The 18,198-nt window shown below is 41.5% G+C and carries 10 protein-coding genes and 2 pseudogenes; 3 read left to right on the top strand and 9 right to left on the bottom strand.

All coding sequences use genetic code 11. From position 1 onward, the window contains the following. Positions 1-175 precede the first annotated feature (175 nt). Positions 176-1,213, bottom strand: coding sequence for a serine/threonine-protein kinase (locus RM049_RS01890; protein ID WP_322702962.1), 1,038 nt, complete (start codon positions 1,211-1,213; stop codon positions 176-178). Positions 1,214-1,521: 308 nt separating this feature from the next. On the opposite strand from RM049_RS01890, the gene RM049_RS01885 reads away from it, so the two are divergent. After that, positions 1,522-2,841 carry an acetyl ornithine aminotransferase family protein gene (locus tag RM049_RS01885; protein WP_322702961.1) on the top strand — a complete coding sequence of 440 codons (1,320 nt, stop codon included), beginning with the start codon at positions 1,522-1,524 and terminating at the stop codon, positions 2,839-2,841. 86 nt (positions 2,842-2,927) lie between these two features. Continuing rightward, entirely contained in the window at positions 2,928-3,842 is a 915-nt protein-coding gene (locus tag RM049_RS01880; RefSeq protein WP_322702960.1) for a DUF1338 domain-containing protein, read from the top strand. A gap of 64 nt (positions 3,843-3,906) precedes the next feature. On the opposite strand, the gene RM049_RS01875 is transcribed toward RM049_RS01880, so the two are convergent. The 7 genes and pseudogenes from RM049_RS01875 to RM049_RS01845 all read right to left on the bottom strand — a co-directional run. Continuing rightward, a complete protein-coding gene (locus RM049_RS01875) occupies positions 3,907-4,059 on the bottom strand; it encodes a hypothetical protein (RefSeq protein WP_322689548.1) in 153 nt (50 codons plus the stop codon). A gap of 70 nt (positions 4,060-4,129) precedes the next feature. After that, complete coding sequence (locus RM049_RS01870) at positions 4,130-7,051, bottom strand: hypothetical protein (protein ID WP_322702959.1); 2,922 nt, start codon at positions 7,049-7,051, stop codon at positions 4,130-4,132. 1,119 nt (positions 7,052-8,170) lie between these two features. After that, a complete protein-coding gene (nifJ, locus tag RM049_RS01865) occupies positions 8,171-11,785 on the bottom strand; it encodes a pyruvate:ferredoxin (flavodoxin) oxidoreductase (RefSeq protein ID WP_322702958.1) in 3,615 nt (1,204 codons plus the stop codon). Between the two features lie 320 nt (positions 11,786-12,105). Continuing rightward, a complete protein-coding gene (locus tag RM049_RS01860) occupies positions 12,106-12,963 on the bottom strand; it encodes a nucleotidyltransferase domain-containing protein (protein ID WP_322702957.1) in 858 nt (285 codons plus the stop codon). Continuing rightward, entirely contained in the window at positions 12,956-14,359 is a 1,404-nt protein-coding gene (locus RM049_RS01855) for a Rieske 2Fe-2S domain-containing protein (protein WP_322703050.1), read from the bottom strand. Before RM049_RS01855 ends, RM049_RS01860 begins: the two co-directional genes overlap by 8 nt. Positions 14,360-14,798: 439 nt before the next feature. Continuing rightward, a pseudogene (locus RM049_RS39190) lies at positions 14,799-14,922 on the bottom strand (ABC transporter ATP-binding protein); the annotation flags it as partial. Positions 14,923-14,927: 5 nt separating this feature from the next. Then, a pseudogene (locus RM049_RS01845) lies at positions 14,928-15,411 on the bottom strand (hypothetical protein); the annotation flags it as partial. A 400-nt stretch (positions 15,412-15,811) separates the two neighbouring features. Here RM049_RS01845 and RM049_RS01840 point away from each other — a divergent pair. Beyond that, positions 15,812-16,969 carry an endo-1,4-beta-xylanase gene (locus tag RM049_RS01840; protein ID WP_322672125.1) on the top strand — a complete coding sequence of 386 codons (1,158 nt, stop codon included), beginning with the start codon at positions 15,812-15,814 and terminating at the stop codon, positions 16,967-16,969. 283 nt (positions 16,970-17,252) lie between these two features. Here the strand turns inward: RM049_RS01840 and RM049_RS01835 are convergent, their stop codons facing one another. Then, positions 17,253-18,077 (bottom strand): WecB/TagA/CpsF family glycosyltransferase, encoded by an 825-nt coding sequence (locus tag RM049_RS01835; protein WP_322689543.1) that lies wholly within the window; start codon positions 18,075-18,077, stop codon positions 17,253-17,255. Positions 18,078-18,198: the final 121 nt, after the last annotated feature.

Here is an 18,198-nt window from a genome sequence, read left to right as displayed (position 1 = left end):
AAAGCAACAAATGTGACATTAAAACTAACTTTTGGAGTCGCAAAAGCAACAAATGTGACATTAAAACTAACTTTTGGAGTCGCAAAAGCAACAAATGCGACTTTAAAACTAACTTTTGGAGTCGCAAAAGCAACAAATGTGACTTCAAAACTAACTTTTGCGTAGACGTGGCCTACTACCTATTTTGTGGTTGAGTGGAAGACGATGGGGTTTGTTGTGTCGGGGGTGCTGGTTTGCCTGGAAACCAATCTTTGAATAAGTCTGTGCCATCTTTGATTCCTGATATCAAGGCTGCAAATAATGCTAATACACTCATAAGTTCTAATATCCGTGCCCATAAAGGCTGTTTCCAAAGAAGTTTGGGAAGAGAAAGACTTGCTGTGTTTAAACCCAATTCTTTTAACCAGTGTTCTACTGTTTCGGGACGGTTGTCGGGTTGTAGTTCCATTGCGTGGAGAATCGCTTGATTGACGCGATCGCTAATCTTATCATTCAATTCGTTAGGTGGAATTAAACGCTTATTGTTATCTTGGCGCTCAATTGCACTTTCTGGCAGTTTTCCTGTTAATAAAAAATATAAAGTTGCCGCAAGAGAATAAATATCAGTCCAAGGTTTACGCCGCGCCTGTTGTCTAGGAGAGTTGGAATACAGTTCAATTGGTGTAAATTTGTCAACTAAGTTACCGCGACTTGATACTGGGTTATCAACGAATCTTCGTGCTAAGTCGAAGTTTATCAAAACAACCTGATGCGTACCCGACCGCAAAATGATATTTTCTGGTTTCACATTTCGATGTAAAAATCCTTGTTTATGAACTGCAATGAGTGCTTTCCCAATTTGTTGGATGTAATCTAGAGCCTCTTTTGCTGGGAGAAATCCTCGCGGTTGGACAATATTGGCTAAATTATCTCCTTGAATATACTCCATGACCATGCATTTTAAATCACCTTCCTCGAAGGTATCAATGACTTGAACAATATTCGGATGTTTGCATATTGCTAGTTTACGGGATTCATCTGCAAAACCTGATTTTAAGCGATCGCGGTCTTCGTTACTTAATTGATTGAGCAAATTGGAATCCAATGTTTTAATCAGAACATTCTTGCCATCCCGATCCTCAGCAAGATAAGTAATAGCGAAGTTCCCCTGTCCTAACTGTTGCTTAATTTCATACCGATCGCGGTGTAACTTTTGTCCAAATGCCCAAGTCATTGGTTGATTATCTCAGAGACTTGTATTAATTTTTGCATATAGCAATTCTCCTGTGGATGTAATACAGGTTCTCTCAACAAATGTTCTGTAGCTTGTACAACTGTTATGCTTGCTTCAAAAAATGTAATATGACGCGATCGCAGAAGTTGTGTTATAAACACGGGCAAAGTCTTACAAAATACGAAAATCTTTACTATAAAGCTTTTTCGGTAAATGCGTAATTCTTACAGTAATAGAATCAAATGCTACTGTCAGCAATCAAGCTTTAGCGTTTAATCATCAGTAATCTTTAAAAAATAGAAAAAATTATGTTAAGTATTCCTATTAACCTAAATTTACCTCTTATACCCCGTTTAGTAACTTCCTTACCTGGGCCTCGCGCTCAAGCAATTGTACAACGCGATCGCGCCGTAACTTCTCCTTCTTATACCCGCGATTACCCGTTAGTTGTATCTCGCGGTCAGGGCTGTATGGTAGAAGATGTGGATGGCAATGTATTTCTGGATATGACCGCAGGTATTGCCGTTACCGCCACCGGACACGCTCACCCGGAAGTCGTCAAGGCAATTCAAGAACAGTCGGCGCGGCTGCTGCACATGTCAGGGACAGATTTTTATTATGAGCCGATGGTGGAACTAGCGGAACAATTAGCAATTCGCGCTCCCTTTCCCCACCCACAGGGTAATGCTGGGTTTCCTGCAAAGATATTTTTCAGCAATTCCGGGGCAGAATCGAACGAAGGAGCCATCAAACTAGCTCGATATTACACCAAGCGATCGCTAATCGTAGCCTTCTTAGGTGCATTTCACGGACGCACTTATGGAGCGATGTCTCTGACTGGTTCCAAAGTAGTGCAGCGAGCTAAGTTTGGGCCTTTAGTTCCTGGGGTAACTCATATCCCTTATGGCACTCACGCTAGCTTAGATTATTTAGAACAACAGCTATTTACAACGATTTTACCACCGCAAGAAGTAGCGGCGATCGTCGTCGAACCGATTCAAGGAGAAGGTGGGTATATCGTACCTGAAGATGGTTTCTTGCAGCGAATTCGGGAGATATGCGATCGCTACAGTATTCTGATGGTAGTGGATGAAGTACAAGCAGGGATGGGGCGGACTGGTCGCTTATTTGCGATCGAGCATTGGAATGTGATGCCTGATATCATTACTACTGCTAAAGGTATCGCCAGTGGTATGCCCTTAGGAGCGATACTTGCTAGACCAGAGTTAATGACTTGGCCTCCTGGTTCTCACGCTACTACATTTGGCGGTAATCCCGTAGCTTGTGCTGCTGGTATTGCCACATTGCGATTGTTGGAAAGTGGTTTAATGACCAACGCTACCCAGATGGGAGAATTCTTACAAGCTAGTCTTACCCAATTGCATCAAAGATTTCCCAGAGTATCACCACCACGAGGTAAAGGTTTGATGGTAGCGGTAGATTTATTGGATGAACAGGGTAATCTCGATTATAAATTGCGCGATCGCATTATTCAAGAAGCTTTTTTACGCGGTTTATTATTGCTAGGTTGCGGTAAAGCAGCAATTCGTTTCTGTCCACCTTTAGTTATCGACAGCAACCAAATTCAAACTGCCCTTCAGATTATCAGCGAGATTTTAAGCTCTTAAAATATTAGGAAGAACAAAAAGAAATAACCAGTGCTTAATGTCCAACGACAAATGACAAATGACAAATGACAAGTGACAAATGACAAATGACAAATAAAATAGCCCTTAATTTATGGAAATTACTTTGGCAAGAATACAGCGCTAGGGTAAATCATGCCCGTACCTACCAGCAAATGATTACTGCTGCGGGTGGGACTGTCGCCAACGACCACATCGCCTTTCGGTCATTGCGTTTATTAGTAGATACTCCACAAGGTAAACTTAACTTAGGAATTGACTACCTCGCACAACTTGCAGAAGCTTTGGGTTATGTGGCGGCTGGAGAGTATATTTTTGCTCAAACTCATTTGTACGCCCGTCATTATCATCATCCGCAGCAAGAGGAATTTAATTTACCCAAGCTGTTTATCAGCGAGTTGATTGTCGAGGAATTGCCTAGCAATATTGCCCAACTCATCTCTAAAACAGTATCTTCAATCCCAGACAAACTCATCTCCCCCCTTACTCTTCTACAAAAAGACGCGGACTTGGAAATTATCGCCAAACAACTCCAACAAGTCTTCACCCGTCCTTGGCTACCTCCCCAGCGTTCTGTTGTCGAAGAAGTGAATCAGGTTACTCAGTATGGGGCTTGGGTGTTGCTGCATGGATATGCTGTCAACCACTTTACAGGTTACGTTAATGGACAGAATACCCCAGAATATCCAGATATTGATACCACCGCCAGTGCTTTAGCTAACCTGGGTGTACCAATGAAAGCAGAGATAGAGGGAAATATTGCTTGTGGTTTGCGGCAAACTGCGACTCAAGCAGTCACCGAAATAGTGACAGTATTAGATGATAACAGTGGTGCAGAAATTCAGATTCCTTGGACTTACGCCTATTATGAAATTGCCCAGCGCTATCTAGTAGAAATGGAATCTGGAAAGCAGGTACTTTTCGATGCTTTTCTAGGAAGTAATGCCCAACAATTGTTTGAAATGACTCGTCTATCTAAATAGCCGAGAGTTATTATACCAATTGGAAAAAAGAATGCAACAAATAGACCATTTGTAGAGACGCGATTCATAAGCCAGCGCGTTGCGGGGGTTCCCACGCCACTTGCTCCACTTGGGGAAACCCCATCGCCCTTGGCGTCTCCCCTTGGGAGAAGACCGCAGTGGCTCCCCGTTGTAGCGACTGGCGTCGCGTCTTTACCCAAAAATGTGTTGCAATCATTAATTGAATTGGTATTAGTAAAGGATTCAATTTCAAAATTCCGAGCTAGTAGTTTCGTGTTTTGGACAAACTACACTTGCAAGACAAAATCTGATGCAGTGAGAGTTGGCGCACCAGTTAGAGTTGCAAATAGACCACCACTGCCAAAACCAGCCGCACTGCCATTTTGGTTGTAAAACAACTGCCCACTCACAGCGTCATAGACAATTTTCGCCGTGCTAGTGCCTGCTAAATTAGTGACTTGAAAATCACTGGTATTACTAAAACCATTTCCCGCAACAGAGGTAATGGCATTAAAGAAAGTTATATCCAGTACAATCTTGTCACCTTCAGAACTATTAAAGTCACTAATGGTATTTACTACAAGAGTAGAAGGAGAAAGTTGGGAAAAATCCTTTTTGTACACAAATCTATCAGCACCTGCACCGCCAACGAGAGTATCATAGTCTTCACCACTAATGAGGGTATCATCATTACCAATGAGGGTATCATTACCAGCGCCGCCTCGTAGCAAATCGTTGCCACCCTTGCCGTTGATGATATCATCACCTCCCTGACCATTAATCACATCATTGGAATCGTCAAAACCTGTGATGTTATTGTTAAGGTCATTGAGGAATGTCACCGTATTCTTATTAAACAAGTTAGTTTGAGTGGAGTTGGCATCGAAGACATCAAAACTGTCAGTGATGTTAGTCTGTCCATCAAACAGGATATTGCCGATCGCAGCTCTGCTACCTAATACTGGTAAATTATCCAAGTATTCTAGTTGAAAGTCTTGCAGGATGACTTTGGTGTTGGCGATATCTTCAAAAGTGACTTCTAGATTGTTACCATTTTGAGTTAATTGCAGATTTCTAGCAGTTAATCCCAATCCTGTAAAGTTCAGCGTGTCAACTTGAGAAATCACCCCTGATGAAGGATTTGTGCCTTTGCCAATGCCGCCAAAATCGGTGATGGTGTCGATACCATCGCCAGGGAGAAAGATAAATTTATCTTGACCACCGTTACCTGTGAGGATATCGTTACTAGCTTTTCCATCGATAATGTTGTTGTTGAGTGTGCCGATGAGGATATCTGCACTCTTAGTTCCCGTGATGAATTTCTGGACAATACCCAAGGTGGTAGTTGCTACTGCACTGGTATTACTAAAACCTTGCCCGTCATTAACGACAAACTCAATTGTAGTGTTAGCAGTAGCGGCAGCAGTATTATTGTAGGTAAGGCTGTTAAGAACTTGTCGGTAATTGTCAATGGTATCTGTGCCGCTCAGGGTGAGAGTGCCCGTGGTGGGGTTGTAGGTAGAAGTGATGTTACCAATAGCAGTGGCATTAAGACTTTCGGCTGCGCCATTAAAAAGATTAGTAATGGTAATGGTGACACCAGCTAAGGTAGTAGTATTATTGTCACTTAGGGTGAAATTGCGATCGAGGATGGAGACGGGAGTACCGCTAAAGGTAGTGCTAAAATCAATTCCCTCTGAATTGCCGTTGAGGTCAAGAACGGGAGCGCGGTTGCCAAACGCCACGTAGGTGTTCTGCAATGAGTTATAAAAAGGTCCGCTGAAGTCGCCATATAGTGTGCTGACAATCAGGTCGTCGATGCCGTCACTGTTGATATCTCCCGCACTGCTGCTGACAGCGGAGCTAAATAAGCTACCTGTGGCGCTTTTGATGGTAAAGCCATTAGTGCCGTTGAGGGTGGAGAGGTCGAGTTGGGGACGAAAACCGTCCTTGCTACCAAACACTACGTAGCTCTCCCCTAAACCCAATCCTCCCCCGATAATCAGGTCGTCGATGCCGTTGCCGTTGATGTCTCCCGCGCTGCTGACAGACGAGCCTGAGTAGTAAGTTATATTAGTGCCGTTGATAGTAAAGCCATTAATGCCGTTGAGGGTAGAGAGGTTGAATTGAGCATCAAAACCGCCTTTGCTACCAAACACCACGTAGCTCTGCCCTGAGTAATTGCCGTTGGGCCTGGCATCTGGTGCCCCGATAATCAAGTCGTCGATGCCGTCGCCGTTGATATCTCCCGCACTACTGACAGACGAGCCTAAACGGTCTTCTTGATTGATGCCGTTGATAATAAAGCCATTAGTGCCGTTGAGCGTGGAGAGGTTAAATTGGGCATCAAAACCGTTCTTGCTGCCAAACACCACGTAGCTCTGCCCTGAACCGAAGCCGTTGGGGTGAGCAAGGAATGCCCCGATAATCAGGTCGTCGATGCCGTCACCGTTGATGTCTCCGGCACTGCTGACAGACCAGCCTGAGAAGTCATTTTCTTCGATGCCGTTGATGGCAAAGCCATTAGTGCCATTGAGGGTTGAGAGGTTGAATTGGGCATCAAAACCGTTCTTGCTGCCAAACACCACGTAGCTCTGCCCTGAATTAGAGCCGTTAGGGTCAGCATAGCCTGCCCCGATAATCAGGTCGTCGATGCCGTCATCGTTGATGTCTCCGGCACTGCTGACAGACCAGCCTGAGAAGTCACCTTCATTGATGCCGTTGATAGTAAAGCCATTAGTTCCGTTGAGGGTAGAGAGGTTAAATTGGGCATCAAAACCAGACTTGCTGCCAAACACCACGTAGCTCTGCCCTGAATTGGAGCCGTTCGGGTCAGCAGAGCGTGCACCAATAATCACATCGTCGATGCCGTCGCCGTTGATGTCTCCGGCATTACTGACAGAGCCTAATAAGTCACCTTCATTGATGCCGTTGATAGTAAAGCCATTGGTGCCGTTGAGGGAGGAAAGGCTGAATTCGTCATCAAAACCGCCTTTGCTGCCAAACACCACGTAGCTCTGCCCTGAACTGTATAAGCCGTTGGGGGAAGCAAGGAATACCCCGATAATCACATCGTCGATGCCGTCGCCATTTATGTCTCCCGCATTGCTGACAGAACTTCGTGCACTGTCACCTTTATTGATGTCGTTAATAGCAAAGCCCTGAGTGGCGTTGAGATTTAAAAGGTTAAAAGTTGAATTTGCCATCATGTCTCCAGTTTAGTTTTTATAAGTTATTTGTCCTTGGTCATTAGCAAAGACACTTGTACCGCTTCTCTACAAGACGCTGCATGAACGGGTAATTCGTAATTCCCATTGCATAAGGATTTTAGACATTTTATAAGGGTGGCTCATTTACACCAATCTGTACTATGAGGCTGAGTACCAAGCTGCTTGGTCAGAATTTTTTACGAAAATCCTAATCTAATTTGCTCTTCCAGCCTTTACCGCACTGCCATTAAATTGTCAATTTGTTACTGCGTTGTAGATTGGGCGATCGCACCTGCTCTCTTCTAAAATTGAGCTATCTATTAATATTTCCCCGCTTACCCTCTTTGATGCCTCTCTGCTGCCACATCCGACCGATCGCAGTAATTGAATAATTTGTAATTCGTAATTATAAAATTTAATCACGAATTACAATATTACAATTACGAATTGTATTGATAGTGCTCTTTTGGTGTCAGCTAGTTAACCGATCTGACTTTGCAAGCAAAAATTACTTTGATAACCGTTAAATCACTTAAATACTCTTATAAATATCTAAGCATTGTCAAGAAGCTGGGTGTGATTTTGATAAAGTTATAGTGAATTTTAGGAAGTGCTATATAAAGTTTTTGCGTCACCGATAGCGTATCCCTACGGGGAAACAAGCTACACGCAGCGTCTCCAAGAGTTGCGTTAGTGAGTCTGGTTTGCAACAGGCTCTTGCATTCGAGCGTCACAGTCCATCGTAGACATTGCACTCTTTTTATAGATTGTGTTGAGGAATGAAACCCAACATTTGCGCGTTTGTTGACTAAAGTTTGGGTTCAACACACCTTAAACCATAGCGTTAGTAACGAAAATAACGATTTGAGTAGCTAAAATGGTGCTTTTGTAACGAAAACTCTGATGTTTGTCACGAAAATAATGAATTTAGTAACCAAAATGGTTTTTTTATAACGAAAATTTTAATGTTTGTCACAAAAATAATGAATTTAGTAACCAAAATGGTTTTTTGTAACGAAAATTCTGATGTTTGTAACAAAAAAAATGGGTTTTTATAACGAAAATTGCGACTTGAGTTAGTTAAGTCGCAATTTTTATAACTAAAATTAGGGTTAATATTCAGAGAATATCGCGTTTTGCCAGATATTGGTACGTTTGCCAACGTGTATCTACTTCAGCTTGGGCTTGTTCTAATAAGTGTTTGGCAACGTCGGGTTTACTCTTGGTGAGCATCTTGAAGCGATTTTCTTGATACATCGAATGTTCTACAGATTGCGTAGGCGAGCGCATATCCAATTGCAAAGGATTTTTACCCTGGTTAAGCAACTCTGGATTATGCCGATACAGCAACCAACGACCTGATTCTACCAGAGTTTTCTGATGATTCATTCCTGTGGTCATATTAATGCCGTGGGCAATGCAATGGCTGTAAGCAATAATTATTGATGGGCCATTATAAGCTTCTGCTTCTAAAAATGCTTTCAGGGTATGTTCGTCTCGAGCACCAAGCGCTACACTCGCTACGTAGACATTTCCGTAGGTCATGGCAATCATCCCTAAGTCTTTTTTTGGTGCTGGCTTACCACTGGCGGCATATTTGGCAACTGCGGCTTTTGGCGTCGCTTTAGAAGATTGACCGCCTGTATTGGAATACACTTCTGTATCCATCACCAAGATATTGACATTTCGACCACTAGCAATTACATGATCGATACCGCCAAAATCGATATCATAAGCCCAACCATCACCGCCAACAATCCAGACGCTTTTTCTCACCAAGTAGTCTGCAAGGGATTTGAGATTTTGGATTTTAGATTTGAGATTAGGATCGAAAGTTACGATTTCATCTAACTTCTGCTGCAACAGTTCTATTCTTTCACGCTGTTCCCAAATATCAGCCTCAGATTTTTGTTCAGCTTTGAGAATAGATTGAACTAAATCCTCAGAAACTATTTCCCCACTTCCCAATTGTTGCAACAATTGTGCCGCAAACTCAGCTTGTTTGTCGAGGGAAAGACGAAAGCCAAAACCGAATTCGGCGTTATCTTCAAATAGGTTATTAGACCACGCGGGGCCGCGTCCTTGGGCGTTAATTGTCCAAGGAGTTGTAGGAAGATTCCCACCATATATTGAAGAACAACCTGTTGCATTGGCAATGACGGCGCGATCGCCAAACAATTGTGTTAATAATTTTAAGTAAGGTGTTTCACCACAACCTGCACAAGCACCAGAGAATTCAAATAAAGGTTCTTGCAGTTGTTGCTGGCGAATCTGGTTTAATTTTAGCGATCGCCTGTCAGGATTAGGTAAACTCAAGAAGAAATCCCAGTTCTTCCGCTCTTGCTCTTGTAAAGGCAACTGCTTTGCCATGTTAATTGCTTTCAGCGATGGCTCAGATTTATCTTTAGCAGGGCAAATATTTACACAAATCGTACATCCCGTGCAGTCTTCTGGAGCAACTTGAATGGTAAATTTTTGATTGGCAAAGTCTTTATCTTTTGCACCAGTTGATTTAAAGGTTGCTGGTGCATTAATTAACTCATCCGCTTGATAAGCTTTGGCACGGATGGCACTATGGGGACAAACCATAACGCACTTACCGCATTGAACGCAGACATCCGGTTCCCATACAGGTATCTCTTCGGCAACGTTACGTTTTTCCCACTTGGCAGTACCTACAGGAAAAGTACCATCAAATGGTAGTCTGCTAACAGGTAAGTCATCACCTTCCCAAATCATGATTTTGCCCAGAACTTCTCGCACAAATTCGGGAGCGGAGTTAAGTGAGGAGTTAGGAGTTAGAAGTGAGGAGTTAGAAATGTGGATTGTTTGTGGGATATCTACTTTATGCAAGTTGTCTAAGGTGTTGTCTACAGCTTGCAGGTTCATACGGACAACTTCTGCACCTTTTTTACCATAAGTCTTGTCAATCGCTTGTTTGATTTTAGCGATCGCTTCTTCTTGCGGCAAGACACCCGCTAAAGCAAAGAAGCATACCTGCATAATGGTGTTAATTCTGCCACCCATACCACTGTCACGGGCAACTTGGCTAGCATTAATCACATATAATTTCAAATGCTTATCGATAATTTGCTGCTGCACCTTTAGCGGCAGATATTCCCAAACGGTATCCGCATCATAAGGACTGTTAAGCAGCAAAGTTGCCCCAGGAATAGCAGCCTTCAAAATATCTATGCGTTCCAGAAATCCCCAGTGATGACAACCAATAAAGTTGGCTTGGTCAATTAAGTAGGTGGAACGAATTGGCTCTTTACCGAAGCGGAGGTGAGAGACGGTCATCGAGCCAGATTTCTTGGAATCGTAGACAAAGTAGCCTTGGGCGTAATTATCGGTTTCTTCACCAATAATCTTAATAGAATTTTTATTAGCGCCAACAGTACCATCAGCACCTAACCCATAGAACATTGCCCGAACAACATTATCCGATTCTGTAGAGAAATTAGGGTCAAAGCTCAAAGAAGTATGACTAACGTCGTCATTAATCCCAATCGTAAAGTGATTTTTCGGTTTAGCTTGAGCAAGATTGTCAAAAATGCCCTTCACCATCGCCGGAGTAAATTCCTTAGAAGAAAGACCGTAACGACCACCAATAATTTTAGGGGATGAGCAAGTATTTTCTCCCCCTGCCTCCCCTGCTCCCCCTGCTCTTTTATCTCCCCACGCCTCATGAATAGCAGCCACTACATCTAAATACAAAGGTTCCCCAGCGCTACCTGCTTCTTTGGTGCGGTCGAGAACTGCGATCGCTTGTACACTAGTTGGTAACACTGCAACAAACCTTTGGATATCAAAGGGGCGGTAAAGTCGCACTTTCACTACACCAAGTTTTTCACCACGGGCGTTCAGGTAATCTACTGTTTCATGGACGGTTTCACAACCTGAACCCATCAGAACGATAACGCGCTCGGCATCGTTAGCGCCGTAATATTCATAAATTTGATAATGCCTTCCCGTGCGTTCTCCAAATTCATCCATGATCCGCTGGACAATTTCTGGACAAGCGTTGTAATAAGGGTTAGCACCTTCACGTCCTTGGAAGTAGACATCGGGGTTTTGGGCAGTCCCGCGCAATACTGGACGATCTGGGGTGAGGGCGCGGCTGCGGTGAGCGAGTATTAAGTTATCGTGGATGAGCGATCGCAAATCATCATCTGAGAGCAGTTTGACTTTCTGCACTTCATGTGATGTGCGGAAGCCATCAAAGAAATGCATAAAGGAGACTCGCGCCTCTAAAGTAGCAGCATGAGCAATAAGAGCAAAATCTTGACTTTCCTGCACCGAAGCGGAACACAGCAGGGCAAAGCCAGTCGCGCGGGCTGCCATTACGTCGCTATGGTCGCCAAAAATTGATAAAGCATGAGTAGCCAAAGAGCGGGCGGCAACGTGAACCACGGCGCTAGTCAACTCACCAGCAATTTTGTAGAAGTTGGGTATCATCAACAATAATCCCTGAGATGCCGTGAAGGTGGTACTCAGAGAACCTGTTTGCAAAGCCCCATGTACAGCACCAGCCGCTCCCCCTTCGCTCTGCATCTGCACGACGCTAGGAATAGTACCCCAGAGGTTGGGACGACCTTCTGCTGACCAAGCATCTGCCCATTCACCCATTGCTGAAGAGGGGGTGATGGGATAAATAGCAATCACTTCATTTAATTTGTAAGCAACACGGGCAACAGCCTCATTCCCGTCGATGGTTGCAAAGGTTTTGTTCATAATATGATTTTTGTCCCCGCCTTTAAGCTGCATTATTCAGAACACGTGAATATAAGAATCAGAAATAGCCAGTACTAGAAAGTAAGTGTATTATTTGCATTAAAAATTTCACGGTAGGATTTACTCCGTGTTTAAAGCATAGTTTGTTGATACCTTTAGGCTCTTAAATTAACTTTCAATCAATACTGCATCTATTAATATCTCATCTGCAATACTGCATCTATTAATATGTATTAATAATGTACTCAATGACAAAAGTCTTTGTTTTCAAAGACTTTTAGATGATTTATTCTTTTTTGTGGGGTATAGGGACGGGAATATTACATTACTAATCGCCGATTTCCATACCATTGACTCAAATCATCCTCAATCGCTTCAAGAATCGCGATCGCTTCAGTTATTGATTTTGCATCGGCAGCTAAAAGTGCAAACGCTCGCTCAAGCCGTTGTTGATAGTTCTGCGGGCAAATAGCAAACCTATTAGCAACTGCGATTGCCCCTTTTTCATTCAACAGGTAATCTTCATTGAGCGCGAATAAAACCTGATTCATACACGCCACACTGCGGAAACAACAACCTGCTGCGTAAACAACATCATCGCGTGCGATCGCCTTTTTTGCGACCAACAGCGAAAAACTTATTTCCCAGGCGAAAGTATCAATAGTTGCCTGTTTCAGCCCAACTGGATACAGTTTTGTTTTTACCTTCAAAGCTTCTAAAACACCATCAGGGTCGTAAAGTGGCTGACAAAGAGCAATTTCCCCCATATAAATAGAGGACACAAACCCATGAGGATGTCCTGGTTGATAATCAATAGTAATGCGTCCGTTATGGCAATCATCAATCACACGATTGACCTTCGCCAAATCGCGATAGAGAAAATCCACACCTACACCTTCTACCACAAGCCAACCACCACCGTTAATCCACTTTCCCCATCCCCCGATCGCAGTAATCAAATTTACGCGATGGTTATCATCAAGCTCACAGGCGAGGCGATTTAGAGCAATTAAATCGGGTGGTTTTTCTGGATTGTAATAAATCCCCAAATCTACATCTGACTTTAGGGTATGGTTGCCTCGTGCCCGTGAACCACCCAATGCGATCGCTGTAATTCCCTCAATTGACCGTAAACTTGAAACAATATGGCTGATGAACTGAGGCGATTCCTTATTCATAGATTTTCTTATTGCTGCCATAAAGTTTAACCAAAGGTAAACCTCTCTGGGGAATACTACTAAAAAAAAGTTGTTTGATATTGTTAGATTTATCTGATAAAAAATAACTCAAGAATGCAATTATTGTTGATATAATCACTAGACTTACGTTCACACCTATTGAAACAAAAACTAGTGTTAATAGTGCAAATACCAGAATGCCAATATTACTAAAGGTTTGTACCTTTTCTAGAAAAACCACAGAATTACGACAACTTGGGCAATGCTTTGTATGTCTATGCCATCGGTCATATAGTTGTTCATCATTCAATTGTTTAATACTGCCTTCTTGGCATCCTTGCCATGAAGGACTACCTCCAGCAAATTCATCTAGCCATTTTCTGAAAGTTATAATACCTACGTCAGAAGGAGAAGGCATAAAGTATGCCTTTTGCCATTTTTTATCTAATGATGACTGATTCACTTCCTGCGAATGCATAGCTGATAAATCTTGGTCACTTAGCTTGTATGTGGATAAGTGCTGTAACCCAGTTTGTAAATCCTTTGGGAGAATCTTAAACCAAAAATTTCTTTTAACTGCACTTCCATCAGAAATCGACTTGCCAATATACTTACAATAACCTGGTTGTGTAGGAACAAAATACAACTGAAAAATATTAGTTTTGCCGTTGGGGTAACGATATATAGTAGTATTAGAACAGGGTGGAGTAAACTTTCGTATCGCCTCCATATCTTTGTTGAAGAGATTGTAGCCTTGATGTTTGAGAGTAAAACCTTCTTGAGCAGATATTTCTCCAACAGATTCAAAATATTCCATAGGCACAGCTGTTTTAGGTGAAAAAAGACCTATTCCTTCATGAAGAAATTCTGCATGAGAAGGATCAAAAGTACTTTCAACAGACACAGTGTAACCAACCGGAACTTCTGTCATCTGCCAGGAGGAGGAAGATATATCTAGTTCTGATGCAGGGATGGTAGCTGGCTGCTTTGAATTACAATCCTCAAAGGCTGTTGAACTATCATCTGCCCATACCCAAAGCAATTCTTGGATAATTTGTGTAGGATATGTTGTAACTCTTGACCTGAAACTATCACAAGCAGTTACTTCTGCTTGGCTACCAGCCAACATGGGAATTTTAGTGCATTTACCTTCACCATCAAAACACCAACCGTGATGTCTACACATTAAGTTTCCATCTTCAGTGACGCTTCCCATAGATAGTCGCACCAACTTATGAGGACAAACATCATCCATTACTATCCACTTTTGATTTTTGTCTCTCCAAATCACCAATTTTTTCCCCAGAAGAGTGATAGGAGTGGGATTCAAATTATCTAAGTAGCTTAAAGGAATAATAGGATACCACTGTTTAGTCCATGAAAACTGAGTTGACATCACAAGAGTTAGAAACCTAATTTACACAACTATATTAGTACAGTCAGCCGTTGCAGGATTCTTGCTGAATGAATTGAAGGTGTAGGCGTAGCCCGTCGTAGACATCGCTAGCTAATGGCTCAACGATACGCCAAAATGAATGCGCGATGTACTGAAATGAGAAAGCATTTAAGCACTTTGAGAAAGTAATATGCCTTTTTGCTTGCTGAATCTACCGAAATGAGAAAGCATTTAAGCATTTTGATAAAGCAATATGCCTTTTTACTTGCTGAATCTACTGAAATGAGCAAGCATTTAAGCATTTTGATAAAGCATTTAAGTATTTTGAGAAAGCAATTAGGTATTTTGCTTACTAAATTCAATTTTATCTTGACTTTGACTTTATAAATGACTTCTAAACAGCCATTCTTAAGTAAGTTTGACGAACTACGAATTGGTATTACTTGCTGCCAGTCTTCAGTTGACCATCTTCCATATAATATAAATGATGCGATCGGCAATATCGAGGATCGATTGTCGTGGGTAACTAGCAAAATCGTACATCCTTGTTCTTTAGCTAGCTTCGCGCTATTCTGTCTCCTTGGGATTGGGCCTGGAGACGTTCAACACTTGCCTGCTGGGCCTGAATTTCTCCTGCTTTTGCTCCAGCTTGCACTTGAGCGAGTTTAGCTTGAGCAACTCTGACTTGTTGTTGGGCTTGTAGTACAGCAGTTTGCAAGCGATCGCTCGCGTGCATCTAAAATTGCTACCACCTGTCCGGCTTTAACCCGATCGCCATCCAATGCCAAGGGTGCAAACAAGCTAATTACCTCAGCCTCCGGTTCTAGTCGTCCTAACGCAGCCACTTTTTGACTTTTGGGCGTGGTTTCTACTGGCTGAGATTTCTCAGGTTGACCAACTAACCCAAACTGAGAAATCCCATAAACAATAATTCCACCCGTAATAGCAGTAGCTGCAATTACTAATGCAACTAACCCTTTATTGAAAGCTTTTTTGATAGCTTTTAAACAATCTTTTTTACTCTCTCTAAATTTTTTATCTACTGAGTTAATCGCGGATAAACAAATTATTAGCCATCAATAAATATCAAATAATTAATAATTGTTAGAGATAAATATTTTGTTATTTAGTTATCAAATCTAACTCTTCACTATTACCCTATGTTGCGGCAAATATGCCGTAAGCATTTTGCCTAATAACGCACATTGTTCCATAAAATCAATTGTTTCATCACCCCATAACTTTCGATCTAAATCGAACATGCGTTATAGTTTAATCTAGTTTTGCCCTAGATGTAATATTTCTCAATTTTCATCTTTGCCACTTAAGTATGAAACTATGATTTGATTTGGAAAAACTCCGTAAATTCTGGAGGTAGAATGGTCAAATAAGAATCAATATATTTTTATACGGTAAAATAATAATTAATGGATTTTTTATTAAGTGTAATTTATGACTTATCGGAGAAATTTTTTAAGGAGAGCAGGATACACAACCCTTTCTGCCTTATTAACTATGGGGTTTTTACAAAAGGATAACCAAAAACAAGACCAAAACACGAATGCTATTGCAGCAGATTATACAAGTAAAAATTTAAATTCTCCCCTTCGGCAATTAGCTGCCGCCAAAGGAAAGCGTTATGGTGCAGCAATTTCTAGTGAATTTTTGCTCAAAGATAAGGATTACGCGGACCTCATGGCTCGTGAATGTTCGATTGTGACACCGAATGGTGAATTAAAATGGGACGCCACTGAACCACAGCCAGGACAATTTACCTTTGAATCAGCAGATGCGATCGCTAATTTCTGCCAAAAACATAAGATAGAATTGCACGGGCATACTCTTTTCTGGCATATGGGAAGACCAGACTGGGCAACATACCCTCCTACACTTAAGATGATCGAACGCCATGTCAAAGGAGTCATGGGGCATTATCGCAATAGTCCCGTTTTAAAGTCATGGGATATTGCCAATGAAATTATTGCTGATAGTGAAAATGAAACTGATAATGCAACAATCGGTTTGCGTAAAGGGGTAAAACCAGAATTGATTCGAGACTTATTTTTAATTGCCGCTTCAGTTGATAACAGCAAGAAATTTTACCTAAACGATTTCGGCATCGAAGGCGCTACATGGAAATCAGATCGTTTCTTAAAAATGGTCGAATATCTGAAGAATAGTGGCGTAAAAATTGATGGGGCAGGTCTCCAATCACATCTATGGTTTTCTACTGCATATCCTTTTGACGAGAAAGGACTTAATTCGGTCTTAAAACGGCTTAACGATCTTGAAGTGAAACCAATAATTACAGAATTAGATATTATCATTGATACCCCGCTACCCGATAGTATCAAAAGCCTAGACCAAATGGTAGCCGATAGTTACAAGCGATATCTTGACCTGTGCTTTGAGAATCAAGTCGATACTGTGATTACATGGGGACTTACCGACCGTCATACCTGGATACGTCACCCTGAATGGATGCCAAGAAAAACCTTTAGAAACAATCCAAGTCTCTGGAAATTTCTGCGTCCGCTTCCCTTCGATGAGAACCTGCAATCTAAACCAGCTCGCGATGCTATAGCCCAGGCTTTTCAGGAATCAACTTAATACTCCACTTAGGCATAAACATAGTATTTCCTCAGCAACTGAGGTACACCCAAATCTTGTTTACCAAGCTTAGTAGCTTTGAAAATGTACCTCATTATGCCGGGAACTGCTATAGGATTTTTAAGTATTATTCTAAACAAAATAAATGCAAATATTTTTAGTTATTCACGATTATGAAAGTTGAATAAGGCTTCCTGACTAATTAATCATTAAACCTTAGTACAACATTTCATAAATTCGTGACAAATTGAGCGACCTACTGGTAAGAGTCTAAGAGACTCGATCAAGCTACGAACTTTTGAAATTTCGTACTTATAAATACCAGGAGGTTATTTTTTTTTCGTTTACTTGAGATACTCCAAATTTCTCGTAAAAATAATGTGCCAACAAACCAAGGCTCTAGTAAGTAACGTCTCCAAAGTCTTTTCGGTTCAGACAACAAGCGATACAACCATTCTAATCCCACCTTTCCCATCCAGCGAGGAGGAGTAGGTATTGCTCCTGCTATATAGTCCATACAGGCTCCACTAGTCAAAATAGTATTGGTATGAAGATGTTCAAGATTTTCGTAAATCCAATACTCTTGGCGTGGCATACCCATTCCCACCATTAATATATGAGGTTTGTAAGCATTAATTGCAGCTACAGTGGCGAGATTTTCTTGACTATCTTTATCTATATCAATATAGCCATGAGCGCAAGCAATCTGTAAACCAGGAAATTTCTGGCATAAAATATTTGCTGCTGTTTCAGCAACTCCTGGCTTTGAACCTAAATAGAATACACGCCAGCCTTTAGTAGCAGCTTCTGCCATTAGAGGACATACCCAGTCAGCATAGGTTACTCTTTGTTCGCGTTTAATTGGAAAACCCAATAGCTTTCCAATAAACACCAAAGGCATACTATCAATATGGGTATATTCTGCCTTGGAATAAAAAGCTTGCATTTTTAGATCGTTATGGAAGAGATAAAGACTATGTAAGTTGTGATTAGCAATAATCCATTTTTCATCTCGATCAATAGATTCTTTAATCAATGAATTTAAGTCAAGGATAGACAGTGCATCTACTTGAGCACCAATAATTTTATAAGAAAATCGCTTTTTCATATCTTATTTTTCTTTTGATAAATATGAGATGTTATCTCAAAGTCAAGGTAAGTATTGTAAAATCAATCAGGAATATTTCAATACAAAAGTACTTAAATATTGAAATATCTCAGTTTTTTAG

The sequence above is a fragment of the Nostoc sp. DedQUE04 genome (genome assembly GCF_034530995.1).
GTDB lineage: Bacteria > Cyanobacteriota > Cyanobacteriia > Cyanobacteriales > Nostocaceae > Nostoc.
Note: the sequence above shows the minus strand (reverse complement) of the source record. Positions and strands in the feature narration are given on the sequence as shown.